This is a genomic window from Brachybacterium tyrofermentans (genome assembly GCF_039526165.1).
In the GTDB taxonomy this organism is placed as follows: domain Bacteria; phylum Actinomycetota; class Actinomycetes; order Actinomycetales; family Dermabacteraceae; genus Brachybacterium; species Brachybacterium tyrofermentans.
The window spans coordinates 39,886-58,717 of the sequence record NZ_BAAAIR010000016.1; the positions used below are offsets into that span (position 1 = coordinate 39,886).

The 18,832-nt window shown below is 71.2% G+C and carries 14 protein-coding genes; 4 read left to right on the top strand and 10 right to left on the bottom strand.

The genetic code is table 11. From position 1 onward, the window contains the following. Positions 1–57 precede the first annotated feature (57 nt). Entirely contained in the window at positions 58–1,437 is a 1,380-nt protein-coding gene (locus tag ABD093_RS03245) for an aminotransferase-like domain-containing protein (RefSeq protein ID WP_343922402.1), read from the top strand. A gap of 166 nt (positions 1,438–1,603) precedes the next feature. On the opposite strand, the gene rplI is transcribed toward ABD093_RS03245, so the two are convergent. From rplI to rpsF, 4 genes are all read right to left on the bottom strand, one after another. Beyond that, a complete protein-coding gene (gene rplI, locus ABD093_RS03250) occupies positions 1,604–2,074 on the bottom strand; it encodes a 50S ribosomal protein L9 (RefSeq protein ID WP_343922404.1) in 471 nt (156 codons plus the stop codon). A 16-nt stretch (positions 2,075–2,090) separates the two neighbouring features. Beyond that, complete coding sequence (gene rpsR, locus ABD093_RS03255; protein WP_193117716.1) at positions 2,091–2,327, bottom strand: 30S ribosomal protein S18; 237 nt, start codon at positions 2,325–2,327, stop codon at positions 2,091–2,093. 116 nt (positions 2,328–2,443) lie between these two features. Further along, positions 2,444–3,013, bottom strand: coding sequence for a single-stranded DNA-binding protein (locus tag ABD093_RS03260; protein WP_193117715.1), 570 nt, complete (start codon positions 3,011–3,013; stop codon positions 2,444–2,446). Positions 3,014–3,069: 56 nt separating this feature from the next. After that, the gene (rpsF, locus tag ABD093_RS03265) at positions 3,070–3,360 is read right to left on the bottom strand and encodes a 30S ribosomal protein S6 (protein ID WP_193117714.1); all 291 of its coding nucleotides are present in this window, start codon (positions 3,358–3,360) and stop codon (positions 3,070–3,072) included. A 246-nt stretch (positions 3,361–3,606) separates the two neighbouring features. Between rpsF and ABD093_RS03270 the strand changes: the two genes are divergently transcribed. Further along, entirely contained in the window at positions 3,607–5,715 is a 2,109-nt protein-coding gene (locus ABD093_RS03270; RefSeq protein WP_193117713.1) for a S9 family peptidase, read from the top strand. Positions 5,716–6,071: 356 nt separating this feature from the next. Here ABD093_RS03270 and ABD093_RS03275 read toward each other — a convergent pair whose 3' ends face one another. From ABD093_RS03275 to ABD093_RS03300, 6 genes are all read right to left on the bottom strand, one after another. After that, complete coding sequence (locus ABD093_RS03275; protein WP_193117712.1) at positions 6,072–6,911, bottom strand: ABC transporter ATP-binding protein; 840 nt, start codon at positions 6,909–6,911, stop codon at positions 6,072–6,074. Continuing rightward, entirely contained in the window at positions 6,908–7,891 is a 984-nt protein-coding gene (locus tag ABD093_RS03280) for a FecCD family ABC transporter permease (RefSeq protein ID WP_343922410.1), read from the bottom strand. Before ABD093_RS03280 ends, ABD093_RS03275 begins: the two co-directional genes overlap by 4 nt. Then, positions 7,891–8,991 carry a FecCD family ABC transporter permease gene (locus ABD093_RS03285; RefSeq protein ID WP_343922412.1) on the bottom strand — a complete coding sequence of 367 codons (1,101 nt, stop codon included), beginning with the start codon at positions 8,989–8,991 and terminating at the stop codon, positions 7,891–7,893. The genes ABD093_RS03280 and ABD093_RS03285 overlap by 1 nt, the downstream gene beginning before the upstream one ends. A 1-nt stretch (position 8,992) precedes the next feature. Beyond that, a complete protein-coding gene (locus tag ABD093_RS03290) occupies positions 8,993–10,072 on the bottom strand; it encodes an iron-siderophore ABC transporter substrate-binding protein (RefSeq protein WP_193117710.1) in 1,080 nt (359 codons plus the stop codon). A gap of 145 nt (positions 10,073–10,217) precedes the next feature. Continuing rightward, positions 10,218–12,818 carry a transglycosylase domain-containing protein gene (locus ABD093_RS03295; protein WP_343922414.1) on the bottom strand — a complete coding sequence of 867 codons (2,601 nt, stop codon included), beginning with the start codon at positions 12,816–12,818 and terminating at the stop codon, positions 10,218–10,220. A gap of 181 nt (positions 12,819–12,999) precedes the next feature. After that, positions 13,000–14,415, bottom strand: coding sequence for a CCA tRNA nucleotidyltransferase (locus ABD093_RS03300; protein WP_193117754.1), 1,416 nt, complete (start codon positions 14,413–14,415; stop codon positions 13,000–13,002). A gap of 249 nt (positions 14,416–14,664) precedes the next feature. Between ABD093_RS03300 and ABD093_RS03305 the strand changes: the two genes are divergently transcribed. After that, a complete protein-coding gene (locus tag ABD093_RS03305) occupies positions 14,665–17,061 on the top strand; it encodes a DUF6049 family protein (protein WP_343922415.1) in 2,397 nt (798 codons plus the stop codon). Then, positions 17,058–18,797, top strand: a complete 1,740-nt coding sequence (gene murJ / locus ABD093_RS03310; RefSeq protein ID WP_343922416.1) for a murein biosynthesis integral membrane protein MurJ — start codon at positions 17,058–17,060, stop codon at positions 18,795–18,797. Before ABD093_RS03305 ends, murJ begins: the two co-directional genes overlap by 4 nt. The last annotated feature ends 35 nt before the right edge of the window (positions 18,798–18,832 follow it).

Here is an 18,832-nt window from a genome sequence, read left to right on the forward strand (position 1 = left end):
GGAACTCTGGCAGCAACTGGACTAGCAACACAGGGCCAATAGTGGTCCACTGGCCCCATGGAACTCCCTCCCGTGCCCCTGCCCACCGTGCTGGGCATGCTCGGCGAGCCGCCCACGGTCGGGCGCGCCGAGTGGCTGAGCGCCCGCATCGCGGGGCTCGCCGCCGAGGGCCGGCTCGTCCCGGGGACACGGCTGCCCTCGGAACGACAGCTCTCCGACCAGCTCGGACTCTCCCGCGGGACTGTCGTGCGGGCGCTCGACGCCGCCCGTGATCGGGGCGTCCTCGAGTCGCGCCGGGGATCGGGCCGCACCATCCTGGCCCCCGGCTCGGGTCCGGTCGAGTCCCTCACCTCCCGGACTCCTGCGCTCCCGGCGGGCACCATCGACCTCCGGGCGACGGTGCTCCCGCCGCACCCGCTCGTCGCCGAGATCGCCGCCGTGGTCGTCGCCGACATCGCCGAGGACCCCGCCTGGGGCAGCGTCCCGGCCGACGGGCTCCCGGCGCTCATCGAGCAGATCTGCCGGCACTACGAGCGCCGGGGCCTGCCCACCGATCCGTCCCAGGTGGTCATCACCACCGGGGCCGTCAGCGGGATCCATCTGGCGATGCTGGCCGCCACCGCACCGGGTGCCCGGATCGGCACCGAGAACCCCGGCTACCCCAACTCCGCCCGCGCGATCCGCACGGCCCGCCGACGGGTGGTGCCGATCGACGTGGAGCACGACCACTCCGGGGCCATCGTCGAGGCGCTCACGGCCGGAGCGCTCCACGCCGCCCTCCTGACGGCGGACTTCCACAATCCGACCGGGACTCTGATCGGCTCCGCGGACCGCGGCCGCGTGCTCCGTGCCGCCGCCCGCGCCGGGACGCCGCTGATCATCGATGAGACCCTCGCCGGCATGAACTGGAGGCGGGCCCCGCAGCCACCTCCGATGCACGGCCACGGCGCCACAACCCTGCTGGTCGGATCCGTCTCGAAGTCGCTCTGGGCAGGACTCAGGATCGGGTGGGTCCGCGCTCCCGCTCCCCTCGCCGACGCCCTCTCGCACCTGCGGCTGGGGGTCGACCTCGGCGCACCCCGGCTGGAGCAGAGCATCACGGCGCGCCTGCTCGAGCAGGCCGGGCTGCCGGACGAGCCGCACTGCCGCCCCCACCTGGAGAACACCTATGCGGCCGCCTCGAGCGGGCTGCGCGAGCTGCTGCCCGGGTGGAAGTGGTCCGACCCCGACGGCGGCCTCTCGATCTGGGCCCACGGCACCCGGCTCGACGCCCACGAGCTCGCGGCCCGGGCACTGGATCGTGGCGTCGCGATCTCCCCGGGCACCCTGTTCTCCCCCGGGGGCACGGGCTGGCCGCACAGCGTGCGGATCCCCTTCTCCGGCCGGGCCGAGGAGCTGCGCAGCGCCCTGACGGTGCTCGCCGAGATCGACAGCTGACCGGGGAAGACATCGAGACGGGCGGGCTCGCGGAGGGACCGTGGAACAGAGCAAGGGACCCCGCACCGAGAACGGTGCGGGGTCCCTTGCGGCAGGTCGATCAGCCCGTGGTCGACGGACCGGTCGCCTCCCGTGCGTACCGTGAGGTACGTGGATCAGACGTCGATCAGGCCTTGACGGCGCCCTTGGCGGCGACGACCTGGACGAAGAGGTTCGCGAAGATCTCCTCGTGCAGACGCACGGTCGCCTTGTGCTCGCCCAGCGCCTTGATCGGCGTGGGGAACTCGACGGTACGACGGTCGATGTCCTTGTCGAACACTGCCTTGATGCCCTCGGCGATCTCCTTGGAGGAGACGGCGCCGAAGAGACGGCCGTTCTGGCCGGCGCGCTCGGCGATGACGACGGGCTTCGACTCGAGAGCCGCCTTGAGCGCCTTCGCGTCCTCGACGTTGGCGATCGCGCGCTTGCCACGGGCAGAGCGGATCTGGTCGAGCTGGCGCTGGCCGCCCTTGGTCCACGGGGTCGCGAGACCGCGCGGCATCAGGAAGTTCCGGGCGTAGCCGTCCTTGACGTCGACGACGTCACCGGCGGCTCCGAGGCCGGAGACCTCATGGGTGAGGATGAGCTTGGTGGTCATGTTTTCCCTTCCTCGCTCAGCGACCGGAGGTCGAGTACGGCAGGAGGGCGATCTCGCGGGCGTTCTTCACGGCCTTCGCGATCTTGCGCTGCTCCTGGACGGTGACTCCGGTGACCCGACGAGCGCGGATCTTTCCTCGGTCCGAGACGAACTTGCGCAGCAGCGCAGCGTCCTTGTAGTCGACGGTCTCGACTCCCGCGGCCTTCAACGGGTTCTGCTTCTTCTTCGGGGGACGAAGTGAGGGCTTGGCCATCGTGGTGCTCCTTCTTTCTGAGGGGAGCCCGGGCATGCACCCGGGATGGAGTAATTCAGTGAACTGCAGTGATCGGTGCGAGGGGCCTCATCGAGATGAGGCGCCCCCGGTCACGATTAGAAGGGCGGGTCGTCGTATCCGCCCTGGTTCCCTCCGCCGGCCCACGGGTCGGCGTTGGGGGCGCCCTGCGGCGCATTGTTGTAACCGCCCTGACCACCCGGGTTGCCCTGGCCGCCGAAGCCGCCCTGGCCACCACCCTGCGGGGCACCGCCCTGAGGAGCGCCGCCGCCGAAACCGCCACGGCCGCCACCGCCGCCGCCGCGCTGGACCTTGTTGGCCTTCGCGGTGGCGTACTTGAGGGACGGGCCGACCTCGTCGACGTCGAGCTCGATGCTCGTGCGATTGTTGCCCTCACGGTCGGTGAAGGAACGCTGCTTCAGGCGACCCTGCGCGACGACGCGGGATCCCTTCTCCAGCGACTCGGCCACGTTCTCCGCGGCGTCGCGCCAGATGGAGCAGCGCAGGAACAGAGCCTCGCCGTCCTTCCACTCATTCGCCTGACGGTCGAAGGTGCGGGGGGTGGACGCGATGGTGAACGACGCGACCGCGATGCCGGACTGCGTGAAACGCAGCTCGGGATCCGCGGTGAGGTTGCCGATCACCGTGATGACGGTGTCATTCGCCATGGGTGCTCCTCTGCTCCGGGGTGCTGTGGTGTGGTGTGGGGATCAGTGAGCGCAGGTCACTTGGCGTCGAGACGCATGACCTTGGTGCGCATGACGGACTCGTTGAGCCCGAGCTGACGATCCAGCTCCTGGGACGTCGAGGACTTCGCCGTGAACTGCATGACGATGTAGATGCCCTCGGTCTTCTTGTCGATCTCGTAGGCGAACTTGCGCTTGCCCCAGAGGTCGACGTTGTCGATGGTGCCGCCTTCGGTCGGGATGACCTGGACGAGCTTCTCGAAGTTTGCGCTGACAGTCCGCTCATCGACGGACGGGTCGAGGATCACGACCATTTCGTACTTACGCATGTTCTGGTACCCACCTCCTGTGGTCTCTACGGCCACGGTCTCTCCGTGGCAGGAGGGTTCATGCCGCCCGGTCCGTACATCGGCGATGCACGTCACGGACCGGCCAAGACTACCTGCCGCTCCCGGTGAGGGCCAGGGCGTGTGTGGACGTGCGCCAGGCATCACAACGAGCTGCCCGTCGCGACCGCCGCGGGAGGTCCTGCCAGGCCCCGGCCCGGAGGCATCGGCACTGGTAGGTTCGGCACAGTGCAGCCCTACGACATCGAGCTGATGACCTCGCTCTCCCGTCCGTCGCTCGCCCCCGACGGCTCCTTCGCCATCTACGCCGCATCCCGGCCTGACTGCCGAGCGAACCGCGCCGTCGGCCAGCTGTGGAGGATCGATCTCGCGCCTGGTCCGTCAGGGGCTGATACAGCACCGCGTCGGCTCACCCGCGGGGTCAGCGACACCGCCCCGCGGCTCTCGCCCGACGGGACGACGATCGCGTTCCTGCGGCCGGACTCCCGTGGCCGCCCCCAGGTGCATCTGCTCGACGCCCGGGGCGGGGAGCCCCTCCAGATCACCGATCAGCTGCTCGGCGCCGGCCCGGCGACCTGGACCCCGGACGGCTCCCGCCTGGCCTTCACGGCGCGCGTCGCCGAGCCCGGGCGCTACGGCACCGTCGACGGGCTCGAACCGGGCGCGGAGTCGCCGCGCCGCATCACGGGGCTGCGCTGGCATACCAACGGCGTCGGGTTCTCGACGGATCGCCCCACCCAGGTCTTCGTGGTGGAGGCCTCCCCGGTGGGCGGCGAGCCCGCCTATCCCGCGGCGCCGCATCCGGAAGGCCCGCTCGCGACCACCCCGACGGCCCCGGCTGCGGCCGCCCAGCTGACCAGCGCGTTCGCGGAGCACACGGCGATCACCCTCACGCCCGACGGCACCGCGGTGCTCGCCGTGCGGGAGGCCTACGAGGGCTCGGAGGCACCGAGACGCGATCTCCGCACCGCCCTGATCCACCTGCCCGTCGACGAGGGCGAGGAGTCGGTGCTGCTGGCTCCGGAGGACGGCCTGCGGATCCACGACCTGACCGTTCTCGCAGACGGCACGATCGCGCTGCTCGCCTCGCAGCCCGGCGCGGGCCGGGATTCCGTCGCCCCCGACGTGGCGCTCTGGCTGCTGGAGGCAGGCGGACCCCGCCGGATCACCGACCCCGAGTCCCTCGAGCTCACCGGACCCCTCGTGCCCGATGGCGAGTCGGTGCTGGTCACCTCGCCGCAGCGCGGGCGGGTCCATCTGCTGCGCATCGACCGCTCCGGCGCCGTGAGCCGGGTGCTGGACGGCGATCTCGAGGTGCACGGCGTGAATGCCGCCGGTGATCTCGTCCTCGCCGCGGCCACCACGGCGGAGTCCTCGGGCGTGCTGCTCGCGCGAACCGGGGAGGAGGCGCCGAGCACCCTCGTGGACACCGGCGCGGGCCTCCGCGACGCCGGCCTCGTCCAGCCCCGGGAGCTGGAGCTCGCGGGACGCTCCGGCCATCCGGTGCACGGATGGTCGGCGGTCCCCGAGGGCCGGGGCCCGTTCCCGACCCTGCTCCTCCTCCACGGCGGGCCGCATGCCGCCTACGGCGTGGGAGTGCTCGACGAGGTGCAGACGCTGGTCGCCGCGGGATATGCCGTCGTCTACGGGAATCCGCGGGGCTCGGCGGGCTACGGCCGCGCTCATGGACGCGCCGTGCGCGGCGGCTTCGGGACCGTGGACGCCGAGGACGTGATCGACCTGCTCGACGGGGCTCTCGCGGCCGACGACCGCCTCGATGACCAGCGGCTGGGCATCCTGGGCGGCTCCTACGGCGGGTACCTCACCGCCTGGATCATCGCCCACGACCACCGGTTCCGCGGCGCGATCGTGGAGCGCGGCTTCCTGGATCCGCTCAGCTTCCAGGGCACGAGCGACATCGGCAGCTACTTCGGCGACGAGTACATCGGCACCGAGCCCGCGGACATCGCCCGGCAGAGCGCCTTCGGGCACGCCGGCTCGGTGCGCACTCCCACTCTGGTGATCCACTCCGAGGAGGACCACCGCTGTCCGCTCGAGCAGGGCACCCGGTATTACACGGCGCTCCGGCGCGCCGGGGTGGAGACAGAGATGCTGATCTTCCCGGGAGAGAACCACGAGCTGACCAGGTCGGGACGGCCCCGGCACCGGGTGGAACGGTTCGAGGCGGTGCTGGAGTGGTGGGCCCGGGTGTTCGCCACAGGGACGAGCGACCGCAGGAAGAGCGGTTCCGTGATGAGCGGTCCCACGCCGCGCGGTTCCGCAGCACGTGGATCTGCGGAGCGTGACCCTACGACCGGCGGCCCATCGCCTTCCTGACCCGTGCGTACCAGCCGCCGGTGCTGCGGCCGCCGGCGATCCCGCCACCGGCTACGACACCTGCGGTGCGTCCCTGCAGTCGGGTCCCGCACCGACTGCACAGGTACCTGCCGGTGACCGAGGTGTAGATCTTGCCGCGGATCTTGCCGCCGCACTGTTCGCATCGAGTAGCCGTACCGGATGATGGCACGTCGCCCTGCCCTGATGTCCATCCGGTCGAGCTGGCGCGCATCATGACATCGATGTCAGATATTCGAGACCTTCCATCGATGTCAGAAATGGGACGTCAGGGCTGCGCTGCCTGGAACGCGGTGCCGGGAAGCGGATGTCCGGGCTGGGATGTCAGGAGTGGGATATCAGGAGCGGATCACCTGGTCACCCGCTCGCCGCACCGGGATCACCATCGGGGTTCCGCTCTGCGGGTCCTCGGCGATCTCGGCCTGCAGATCGAACACCTCTGCCACCAGCTCTGCGTGCAGCACCTCCGAGGGCGAGCCCTCCGCCACGATCCGGCCCGCGTCCATGACCACCAGATGGTCCGCGTAGCGCGCGGCCTGGTTGAGGTCGTGGAGCACGGCGACCACGGTGCGGCCCTGGTCGCGCATGTCCTGGCACAGGTGGAGCACCTCGATCTGGTGGGCGATGTCGAGGAACGACGTGGGCTCGTCCAGCAGCACGTACTCGGTGTCCTGGGCGAGGATCATGGCGATCCAGACCCGTTGGCGCTGTCCGCCCGAGAGCCCGGCGACGGGCCGGTCGGCGATCTGTTCGACGCCGGTCGCGCGGAGCGCCTCCGCGACGACCTCGTCATCCCCGCTCAGCCACTGGCGCCACGGGGAGTGGTACGGGTGGCGTCCTCGCGCGACCAGGGCCTTCACCGTGATCCCCTCGGGGACCACGGGGTCCTGGGGCAGGAGCGCGATCCGTCGGGCGATGGCCTTGGAGCGCCACTGCGCCAGGGGCCGGCCGTCGAGCAGCGCGGCGCCGGCCCGGGGTCGCAGGGTGCGGGCCAGCGCCTTCAGCATCGTCGACTTGCCGCAGCCGTTGGGCCCGATCACCGCCGTGAACATCCCGCGGCTCACCTCGAGGTCGAAGCCCTCGAGCACGGGCCGTTCGGCGTAGGCGACGGTGGCCCCGGCGAGGCGCAGGGACGAGGGATCGGCGGACCCTATGGGCTCGGTGAGCGGTGCGCTCATGCGTCGGCCTTCTTCCAGTCGGTGACGAGCAGGTACCCCAGGTACAGGCCGCCCACCCCGGCGGTGATGACCCCGACCGGGAGGTCCTCGACCGGGGCGACGTGCTGGACGGTGAAGTCCGCGAGAACCATGATCAGGGCCCCCACCAGCGCGGACAGGGGAAGGTGCGGGCCCGGGGTCCCGCTCATCCGGCGGGCGATGTGCGGCGCGGCCAGGGCCACGAAGGCGATCGGGCCAGCCACGGAGACGGCCGCGGCGGCCAGCAGCACGGACAGCAGGATCGCCGCAGTCCGGGTGCGCACCGCGTTGCCCCCGAGCGCGTCCGCCAGCTGATCACCCAGGTCCATCATCCGCAGGTCGTGGGCGAGGAGCGCTGTCAACGGGATCAGCACGGCCAGGGCGACGGCGATCAGTGCGGCCTGGCCGAGGCTGCGGGAGTTCAGGGTGCCCACGAGGTAGCCGGCGAGCTGGCTGGAGGCGTCGCGCAGGGACACCGCGACCACGTACTGCGTGAGGGCCAGGGCCATCGCGGCCACGCCGATCCCGGTGATGATCACCCGGGCCGGGGAGGCGAAGCCGAGTCCGGTGGAGACATGGACCAGGCCGATGGCGACCGCGGCGCCGAGCACGGCGCCGACGGGGGCGGGCACGATGCCGGGCGCGAGCAGCGTCGCCAGGGCCACCCCGGCACCCGCTCCGTTGCCGAGCCCGATCACGTCGGGGCTCCCGAGCGGATTCCGCGTGACGGTCTGGAACAGGGCACCGGCCACCCCGAACGCGATCCCGGCGCCGATCCCGACGAGCAGGCGGGGCCCGCGGAGTCGCTCGAGGACGAACGTGACCTTCGTGTCGGCTCCGCCCTGGGCTGCGGTGACGAGATCGCGCGGGCCCACGCCGAGATCACCCCAGGCGAGGGTCGCGAGCCCGGCGCCGAGGATCGCGGCCAGCAGGAGCAGGCCGAGGGTCCAGGAGCGGGCCATCAGGTGGTCACCATGCCGCGGCGCACGGCCCACAGCAGGAACGGCGCCCCGAGGAAGGCGGTGATCACCCCGACCATGAGCTCCTGGGGACGCACGATCACCCGGGCCACCACGTCCGATCCCAGCAGCAGGGCCGCCCCGAGCAGGAGGGAGGCGGGCAGCTGCCACCGGTGGTCCGTGCCCACCAGGGCACGCACGAGATGCGGCACCGCGAGCCCGATGAAGGCGATCGGGCCGACGGCGGCGGTCGCGGCGGCCGCGAGCAGGGTCGCCGCGAGGATCGAGGCGGCACGCACCAGGCCCACCCGGGTGCCGAGCGCGGTGGCGACGTCGTCCCCGAGGGCGAGGGTATTGAGGCCCGGAGCGACCAGGCCCGCGAGCAGCAGCCCGAGCAGCAGGGCGGGACCCACCGCCGCGAGGGTGCCGTAAGAGGCTCCGGCCAGGGATCCGACCACCCAGTGCCGGTACGACTCGAAGACCTCCGGACGGGTGAGGATCATGGCCTGGATATAGGCATAGAGGACCGCGGAGATCACGGCGCCGGCCAGGATCAGCGGCACCACCGAATGGGTGCCGGCCGGCCGTCCCAGCAGGTAGACCACCACGACAGCGAGGAGCGCCCCGGGCAGCGCGATCCACACGGTCCCCGCACCACCGGAGAAGCCGAGGAAGGCGGTGGCGGTGACCACGGCGGCCGAGGCCCCGGAGGTCACTCCCAGCAGGCCGGGTTCCCCCAGGGGGTTGCGGGTGACGCCCTGGATGATCAGCCCCGAGGCGGCGAGCGCCGCCCCGACCGCCGCCCCGAGCACGGTGCGCGCCCCGCGGGCGGCGACCACCTGCCGCAGATGCTCTTCGCCGTCGCCCCGCAGCACCGACCACACGCCCGCCAGATCCGTCTCCCGCGACCCCAGGAAGAGGCTCGCCAGGCACGCCACGACGAGGAGCCCGGCGGCCAGGACCAGCGCGGTCCACCGCGGGAGCCGGCGGCCGTCGTCCCGCCCGGGCGTGCGGACGGGGTCGGCCGGCGCAGGGTCGGCGGGCACAGGATCTGCCGACGCACGTTCGGCCGAGCCGCGGGGCATCGTGGAGGTCCCGGTCATCTCAGGAGGCAGGGACCTGCGCGATGGCCTCGTCGATCATCGGGACGTACCGCTCCAGCGCCCAGGGGACGGTGAGCGGGGTGATGATCGAGGACCCCGTCACGAACGACTGATCCGTGGGGGCCACGATCGCGCCGTGCGAGATTGCCGGGATGGAGGCGTAGAGGTCCTGCGTCTCGATCTCGGCGCGGTTCGCCTCGTCGGAGTAGAACGTGAAGATCAGATCGGAGTCCGCCAGTTTGTCCGCGTTCTCCAGTCCGATCATGGCGGAATCCGTGCCGGGGACATCCCACTCGCCGAGCTCCTGGTTGACGGGGTCGACGCGCAGTCCCAGGGCGCTGACCATCGCCACCCGCTGCTCGTCCTGGTAGAAGACGCCCAGCGTGCCGGGACCCGAGTTGTAGATGAAGGAGAAGCTGACGTCGGCGTAGCCGGGCTGCGCGGCCTCCTCGAAGGTCCTCTGGATCTCCTCGATCAGACCGGCCGCCGCCTCGTCCTCGCCCAGCACCCTGCCGATCGTGGCGATCTGCTCCTCCCAGGTGATCACCCAGGGCTGCTCCGCATAGGCGACCGTGGGGGCGATGTCCGTGAGCACGTCGAACTGCTCCTGGGTGAGGCCGGACCAGGGGGCCAGGATCACGTCGGGCTCGAGCGCGAGGACCGCCTCCACATCGAGCTCCGAGCCTCCCGTGAACTGCTCAGGAAGCTCACCGCCAGCCTCTGCGACGGCGTCGTGGATCCATGGCAGGTACCCGGTCTCGGGGTCGGCCCCCCAGGGGTACTCCTCGATGCCGACGGGGATCAGCCCGAGCGCGATGGCAGTCTCCGCGGACCCCTGTCCGAGGGTCACGACGCGCTCTGGCTTCGCGGTGATCTCCGCCGTGCCCAGGGCGTGGTCGAGGGTCACGGGGGAGAAGTCGCCCGCGGCCCCGCCGGCGGCATCCGCCCCCGAGCCCGAGTTCGTGCCCGAGCCGTTGTTCCCCTCCTCGCCGCCGGCGCTGCAGGCGGCGAGGACGAAGGGCGCGGCGAGCGCTCCGGCCATCCAGGTACGGCGGGTCGGGCGGCTGGCGGCGGGGCTCATGGGACTCCTGCGACGACGTGGGGCCGGCCGGGAATCCCCGGCCTTACTTAGGTAAGCCTAGCCTCACGTAATTCGTCCTCACAGGGGGCCGGGGAGAACAGATCGGTGATCCGGCTCACCCTCGGGCCGCGCTCGCAGCCCTCGGTCAGTCCCCGCCCCCGTCACTCGACTCCGGGGTGTCCTTCTCCGGTTTCTTGCTCGGCTTGTCCTTCGCCGCGTCGGAGGGCTTGTCCGACGGCTTGTCGGACGGCTCGTCGGAGGGCTCCTCAGAGGGCTCGTCGGAGGGCTCCTCCGAGGGCTCCTCCGTCGGCTCCTCGGTCGTCGGCTCCTCGGTCGGCTCCTCCGTCGTCGGCTCCTCGGTCGGCTCCTCCGTCGTCGGCTCCTCGGTCGGCTCCGGCGCCTGCGTGGGCGGCGGGGCCTGCGTCGGCGGCGGAGTGTTGCGCTCGCGGGTCTCGTTGTCCAGGGTGACCTCACCGGGGAACTCGAGCATCTCCTGACCTTCCAGGGACTGCGACATGATGTCGCCCCAGATCGCCGTCGGGAAGGTGCCGCCGGTGATGTTCCGTTCGCCGCCGAAGGGGGTCAGCTGCTCCTCCGTGGTGCCGTCCTCGGACGGCTGGAACATGCCCACCGCGGTGACCAGCTGCGGGGTGAAGCCCACGAACCAGGCCGAGCGGAACTTCTCCGAGGTGCCCGTCTTGCCTGCGACCTCGCGGCCGTCCATGACGCCCTGCAGGTCGCGGGCGGAGCCGGTGGTGGGCGGGCCCTGGAGCGCGACCGTCGCATTGGTGGCGACGTCCTCGTCCATCACCCGCTTCTCCTCGGACTGGTGCTCATAGCGCGAGGAGCCGTCGGGCCGGGTCACGTCCTGCACGATGTAGGAGTCCCGGTGCATGCCGCCCGCGGCGATGGTCGCGTAGACCTCGCCCATCTCCGTGACCGTCGGGGACGCCGAGCCGAGCACGTTCGAGGCGTCGGCCGAGAGCCCCGGGGTCTTCTCCGGCAGGCCCAGGGCGATCGCGGTGTCCATCGTGCGCTGGGGACCGACCTCGAGGTTCGCCTCGGCGTACGCCGTGTTGATCGAGCTGGCGGTGGCCTTCCTCAGGCTCACCCGGCCGTAGTCGGAGTCCCCGAAGTTGTTGACCGTCCAGCCCGGGAAGGTCTTCGGCGAGTTGCCGTCCCACTGGGAGTCCAGCGGGTAGCCGTCCTCGAGCGCCGCGATCAGGGTGAAGGTCTTGAAGATCGAGCCGGCCTGCATGCGCGACTGGGTGGCGTCGTTGCGCGGCTGCGTCACGAAGTCCTCGCCGCCGTACATGCCTCGGATCGCCCCCGTGGAGGGATCCATCGTGACCGTGCCGACGCAGTTCTGCTCCGGCCGGTCCTCGGGGAGGTTCTTGACGGCCTCGACGGTGTTGTTCTGGATCCCGGGGTCGATCGTGGAGACGATCGTGAAGCCGCCGGTGTTGATCTCGTCCTCGGTGAACCCTTCGGCGACGAGCTCGGTGCGCACCTGGTCGAGCAGGTAGCCCTTGTCCCCGGCCAGGGTGTTCTCGCTCTTGGGCTCGACGGTGTCGGGGAACTCGAGCGCCTCGGCGTCCTCCGGGGACATCTCCCCGACGTTGACCTCGCGAGAGATCACGCGATCCCACAGCTCGACGGACTTCTCCTTGTTCACGGCAGGGTCATAGGAGGAGGGGCCGGGGATGACCGCCACGAGCAGCGCGGCCTCCGCGTCCGTCATGTCCGCGGCGTCCTTGCCGAAGTAGGCCTGCGAGGCCTCCTGCACGCCGTAGGCGCCGCGGCCGAAGTAGATCGTGTTCAGGTAGCGCGACAGGATCTCGTCCTTGTCCAGCTCCTGGTCGATCTTCAGGGCCATGATCGCTTCCTTGGCCTTGCCCACGTAGGACGTCTCGCTGCCCGTGTAGTACCGCTCCACGTACTGCATGGTGATCGTGGAGCCGCCCTGGCGTGCACCGCCCTGGAGGTTGTTGACCAGGGCCCGCACGATGCCGCGCGGGGAGACGCCACGGTTCTCGTAGAAGGTGTCGTCCTCGCTCGCGACGACAGCATCCTTGACGTTCTGCGGGATCTCGTCGGCGTCGAGCTCGGTGCGGTTGATCTCGCTGAACGTGCCCATCTCGGTCTCGCCGTCGGCGTAGTAGACCCGGCTGGTCTGGGCGAGGGCGAAGTCGGAGGGTTCGGGAACGGAGGTGTCGTTGTAGAGCCAGACGGCGAAGCCGAGCCCGGCGAGGACCATGAGCGCCATCGCGCCCACGATCAGGCGCAGCGAGGGGAACCAGCGCCAGGGGTTCTTCCGGCCCGCCCGCGGGTAGTTCAGGAAGTTCGTCGCGGCGACCTTCTTCTTCCGCCCCTTGCCGGCCGAGGCTGCGGCCGCGCCGGCCGTCGCCGCCGTGCCGGCGTGACGGGCGTTGACCGAGGTGCGGCTCGCTCCCCGTGAGGACGCGGTGCCGCCGCTCGTCGCCGCGGCGGGCTTCGAGCTGGCGGGTCTCCCTGCCGTCGACGCCGCGCCGCCAGCGGCCGTCGAGCGCTTCGCGGCCGACGATCCCTCGGAGGAGGCCCCTGCACGGCGACCGGTGCGGCTGGTGCCCTTGGGCTCCGCCGGCTTCCCGGAGGACGAGGGCGCGCGGCGCACTCCTGCTGCGCGGCGTGCGCCACCGCCCGTCGGCTTCTTCGATCGGTTCGATCGGTCCGACGAGCCGCGGGACGAGCGTCGAGAATCGCTCATGACTGCTCCTGGTCCTTCGAGGGGACGAACTGGTCCATGCGCCGGAGGGCGCACGGCTTCCCAGTATGGACACGCCTCCCGGCCCGACGGAACGTCTCCGCCGAGAAACACACAGGGTGTGCACGTCTCATGCGGCCTCGCTCACACCGCGACCAGGCCGGATCGACCTGGCGGTCAGGCCTCAGCCCTGGTCGCGGGCCTCCCACCAGGCCTTCAGCTCCTCGCTGGCACGGTCCTCGCCGAGCGGGCCGTGCTCCATGCGCAGCTCGAGCAGGTGCTTGTAGGCGTCGCCCACCTCACGGCCGGGACCGATCCCGAGGATCTCCATGATCCGGTTCCCGTCGAGGTCAGGGCGGATCCGCCCGATCTCCTCCTGCTCGGCCAGATGATCGATGCGCGCCTCGAGCTCGTCATAGGCGCGCGCCAGCCCTCGTGCCTTGCGGCGGTTGCGGGTGGTGACGTCCGCGCGGGTCAGCCGGTGCAGGTGCTGCAGGAGCTCCCCGGCGTCCGTGACATAGCGGCGCACGGCCGAATCGCTCCACGGCGCCTCGGCGTAGCCGTGGAACCGCAGGTGCAGCTCGACCAGGCGTGCCACCTTCTTGGTGGTGTCCTTGTCGAAGGTCATCGCCTTCATCCGCTTCGCGGTCATCTTCGCGCCCACGGTCTCGTGGAAGCGGAAGGTGACCGCTCCGCCGGGCTCGTAGCGCCGCGTCGCCGGCTTGCCGATGTCGTGGAACAGCGCGGACAGCCGCAGCACCAGGTCAGGAGCCTCGCACGGGCCTCCCGAGCCGGCGGGGCTCTCGAGGTCGATGGCCTGATCCAGCACGGTGAGGGTGTGCTGGTAGACGTCCTTGTGGTGGTGATGCTCGTCGATCTCCAGGCTCAGGGCCGGCAGCTCCGGCAGCACATGGGCGGACAGCCCCAGCTCCACGAGCAGCTCGAGACCGCCGCGGGGATGGGCCCCGAGCATGAGCTTCACCAGCTCCTCGCGCACACGCTCGGCCGAGACGATCGTGATCCGCTCCGCGAGGGACTCGATCGCGTCGGCCGTGGCGTCCTCGATGCGGAACCCGAGCTGGGAGACGAAGCGCACCGCGCGCATCATGCGCAGCGGATCATCGGTGAAGGACTGCTCCGGGCCGACGGGGGTGCGCAGCACGGTCCGCGAGAGGTCGGCGAGCCCGTCGAAGGGATCCACCAGCTCGAGGGAGGGAAGCCGCACCGCCATCGCGTTGACCGTGAAGTCACGACGGGAGAGGTCTCCCTCCAGGGTGTCGCCATAGGCGACCTGGGGCTTGCGGCTGGTGGGGTCGTAGGACTCGGTGCGATAGGTGGTGATCTCGACCTTCACCCCGTTGCGGACCCCGCCCAGGGTGCCGAAGTCGCGGCCCATGTCCCAGATCCCGCCGTCGCGCGTCCACGTGCGCAGGATGGCCTCGGTCTCGTCAGGGCGGGCGCTGGTGGTGAAGTCGAGGTCGGCGCTCGAGCGTCCCAGCACTGCGTCCCGCACCGGCCCGCCCACGAGGGCGAGCTCGAAGCCGGCTGCCTCGAAGCGTCGGCCCAGGTCGTGGATCTCCTCCGGCAGCGCCCGGAACATGCGGGCGGACCGGGTCCGGGCGGTGGCGAGTCGATCGGCGGCGGCAGCGGGGTCGCCGGAGTCGGAAGGGCCAGCAGCGTCAGCAGGGCCGATCGGGTCGACGGGGTCAGCGGGGCCAGCAGGGTCGGCGGGAGCGATCACAGGAGGTCCTGTCGTGGGTCGGAGGGAGGGGCGGCACGGCGACGACGCGATGTGAGGGTGTCGTGCGCCCGCAACCCCTCTACGGTAGCGGCCGCTTACAGTGTCACCATGCCGTCGTCCCCGCTACCCGTGCGCCTGGTGCTCGCGGCACTGCTGACGGCACTGCTCCTTGCCTCATCGGTGCTGGTGGGCGGCCTGTCGAGCCCTGCTCCCGCTGCCCACGCCGCCGGTGCCCCCGCACAGTCCGCTGCCCCGTCGGCCCCGCCGCCGCCCGCGGCGGATGCCCCGGTGAGCATGGATCTCGTCTCCCTCACCCCCACCTCCCTGGACCCCGACGGCACGCTCACCGCCGAGGTCGAGGTGACGAACGACTCCTCGAAGACGCTGCCGGACGTCGCCCTGCAGCTGCGCACCCGCACCTCCCGGGTCACGGATCGGGCGATGCTCGCCGAGTGGCAGGCCGACACCAGCGCGGACACCTCCGGCGCCGCCCTCGCCTCCTCCGACGATCCGACTCCGCTCGCTCCCGGCGAGTCGAGGACGCTCACCGTGGAGGCCTCCGCCGAGGAGCTCGGCTATTCGGAGGCTCCGTACTACTGGGGCACCCGGCGGATCTCCCTGACCGCCGTCGCCGAGGGGGACCCCTTGGGGGCGATCCGCTCCTTCGTGGTGTGGCGCCCGGCGGACGCCGACGCCGCGATCACGCAGTCCGTCCTGCTGCCCGTGGCCTCCCGCGACCCGGCGGCCGCGATCACCGACCCCGAGGCGGCACAGCAGTCCCTGGAGTCGGGGCATCTCGCCACGACCCGCGCCCTCGCCCTGCGCGACGACGTCGACTGGTGGCTGGATCCTGCCCTGCTGGACCCGCCGCAGCTCCTGGTCGACCCCACCCCGGAGGCCGACACCGCCGAGGAGGACGCGGAGCATCCCGTGCCGACCTACGCCCCCGACCCGGGGTCCACCGAGCTCGCCACGGCGCTCGTGGAGGGCGTCGGGGAGCGCACCGTGCTCGCGATGCCCTATGCCCAGGCGGATCTCGTGAGCCTCGGCGAAGCCGGGGCGACCACGATGAGCAGCGTCGCCACCGACCGCGCGCAGACCACCTGGGACGCCACCGGGATCAACCCCCGCGCGAGGGTGATGGGGCTCGAGGGATCGGAGGTCGACGCGGCGTCCCTCCAGCAGCTGGTCGATGCCGGGGCGGGCGCGGCGATCATCCCGTCGACCTCTCTGCAGGAGAATGCCTCCTCAACGGTGACGCCGAGCTCGTTCGGCGTCTACGAGTCCGAGGACGGCAGCGGCTCGGAGCTGCCGCTGCTGGCACCGGACCCCGTGCTCTCGGACGAGTTCTCCCTGCTCACGGCGGATTCGGACACGGAGCAGACCCAGCAGCGACTGCTCGCGGAGACCGCCACCATCGCCTCGGAGTTCACGACCGCTCCTCGCCATCTGCTCATCTCCCCGAATCTCGCCGCGGAGCTCGATCCCACCGCGGCAGGGGCCGCTCTCGATGCCTTCGCCGAGGCTCCCTGGATCGAGACCGGGTCCACGGACTCGCTGCTCACGGCCGCCTCGCAGCGCGCGTGGACCACGCACGCCCAGGACGACTCCGGGACGCCGTTCGCCCTGGGCCGGGTCAGCGGGGACGACCTGCTGCCCTCCGGCCCGGGGACGAACGGCCGCTGGGAGCACCTGGAGGCGGCCTCCGATCCGGAGCTGTTGGACGCCCCGACGCTCACCGCCGCCGCGGACACGTGGACGCGGCTGGACACGCTCGCCTCCGTGATGGAGGACGACGCCTCATTGGCGGTGCCCCGGCTCGAGCTGCTCACCAGCACCTCAAGGCTCTGGCGGGGGTCCCCGGAACGCTCCGAGGAGCTCGCCCGGAGCGCGGAGACCTCCGCCGAGGAGATGCAGGGAAAGATCGAGGTGGTCCCCGCCTCCGGGTACAACCTGATCTCGGACTCCGTGGGCGTGCCGGTCACGATCTCCAACGGCCTGGACACCCCGATCACGGTGAGCACCCGCGTGACGTCGGACCGCCCGCTGGTGCAGATCGGTGACATCGAGGCCGTGGAGGTCCCTGCCCGCAGCCAGGTCGATGCGACCGTCCCGGTCGACGCGGTCGCCAACGGGACCGTCACCCTGACCACGGTGCTCACCTCGGAGGACGGCCAGGTCCTCACCGAGCCGGTCACCGTGCCCCTGACGGTCAACCCGGCCTGGGAGAACTGGACCACGCTCGTGGTGGTCATCGCGATGGGCGTGCTGGTGATCGTGGGCGTCGCCCGTGCCCGGCACACCGGCGCCTCGACCCGTGCCCCGGCGGCTCATGGTCCGGAGGACCCGGTCGAGCTGTCCCGAACCGGGCTGTCCACGGCCGACACCGGCACGGTCGCGGCGATCTGGTCCGAACGCGCCAAGGAACCACCCAGCCCGCCCGACACCGACACCGAGACCGTCTCTGACCCCGACACCGACCCCCGTGAGGAGGACCGCCCATGAGCTCCGCCCTCCGTGTGCAGCACGTCCCGCGCCATCGCCGTCATGGCGTGCCCTCCAGCCGTTCGAAGCTCATGCAGGCCAGCGTGCTGATGGCCGCCGGGTCCACGGTCTCCCGCCTGCTGGGCTTCGTCCGCAACTTCATGTTCGGCGTGATCCTCGCCGGGTCCACGTCCGCCGCCGCCAGCTCGTTCAGCGCCGCGAACACTCTCCCGAACACCGTCTGGCTGCTCGTGGGCGGCGGCACCCTGAACGCCATCCTGGTCCCCGCGATCGTGCGGGCCGTCAAGCGCCCGGACCGGGGCAGCGACTACATCTCCCGCCTCATGACCCTCGTCGCGACGGTCTCCCTGGCCATCACCGTGATCTGCATGCTCGGGGTCCCGCTCCTGCTGCCCCTGACCAGCGGTGTGCTGCCTCCGGAGACCTACGCCCTGGCCGTGCAGCTCGGCTACTGGATGATGCCGCAGGTCTTCTTCTCGGCGCTGTACGTGATGTGCGGGCAGCTGCTCAACGCCCAGGACTCCTTCGGTCCGTACCAGTGGGCCCCGGTGCTCAACAACCTGGTGGGCATCGTCGGAGCCGCCCTGTTCCTGGGCATGTGGGGCAAGGTCGGCGCTCCCGCGGAGTGGACCCTGCCGATGATCATCGCGATGGCGGCGATCAATGTCGGCGGCTCGGCCGCGCAGGTCGTGTTCCTGTTCTGGTACGTCAAGAAGCTCGATCTGCGGCTGCGGCCGCGCTGGGGATTCCGCGGTCTCGGGCTGGGCAAGCTCTCCAAGATCGGTCTGTGGACCCTCGCGATGCTGGGCCTCGGCCAGCTCGGCGTGTGGGCCACGCGCTGGTCCACCGCCCGCGCCGGTTTCATGACCGAGAAGCTCCGCGACCACCCCGAGCAGGCGGCCCGCTATCCCGGGCTGCTCAGCCTGGACTGGGCCTACATGGCCTTCATGATCCCGCAGGGGATCATCGCGGTCGCCGTGGTCACGGCCGTCTTCCCGACGATCTCCCGGCGCGCGGTCGACGGAGACCACGCCGGCGCCCTCGCCCGGTACGCGGAGACCAACCGTCTGCTCGCGATCCCGATGATGCTGTGCGTGGCCGTGTTCATCGCTCTGGCGGGACCGATCATGTGGGTGATCGGCGGCGGCACCGGCGAGATCGGTGCCCGCGCCAACGGCAACGTGCTGATCGCCTACATGCTGGGCCTGGTTCCCTTCGCCTCGCTGTACCTGATCAAGCGGGTGTTCTACGCCTACGAGGACGCGCGCACGCCCTTCCTCTCGCAGATCCCGATCACCGTGATCAGCCTCGCGGCGATCCCGGTCATCCTGCTCACGGTCGACCCGATGTGGGCGACGATGACCGCGGCAGCCTGCACCAGCCTCGGGAACCTCGTGGCCTGGCTGCTCGGGATGTGGCAGCTGCGACGGCACGCGAGCCGGCTCGGCACCACACCGCCGAGCATCCGCATCGGAGCGATCGCGGCGGGCAAGCTCCTGGCCGCCACCGTGCTCAGCTGGGCGGTCGGCGCGGGCCTGGTCGCGCTCCTCGACGACGTGATCTGGTCGCACCGCCTGGTGGCGGTGCTGATCGGAGCGGTCATCGGAATGGTGATGGCGGGGGTGTTCACCGCCGTCGGATGGTTGCTGAAGATGAGCGAGGTGCACATGCTGGTCGGGCAGGTACAGCGTGTCGTGACCCGGTTGGCGCGTCGCGGCCGGCCCGTGACCTCGTAGCATGGAAGACGCTCGTGACGGTCGCACGCCCGCAC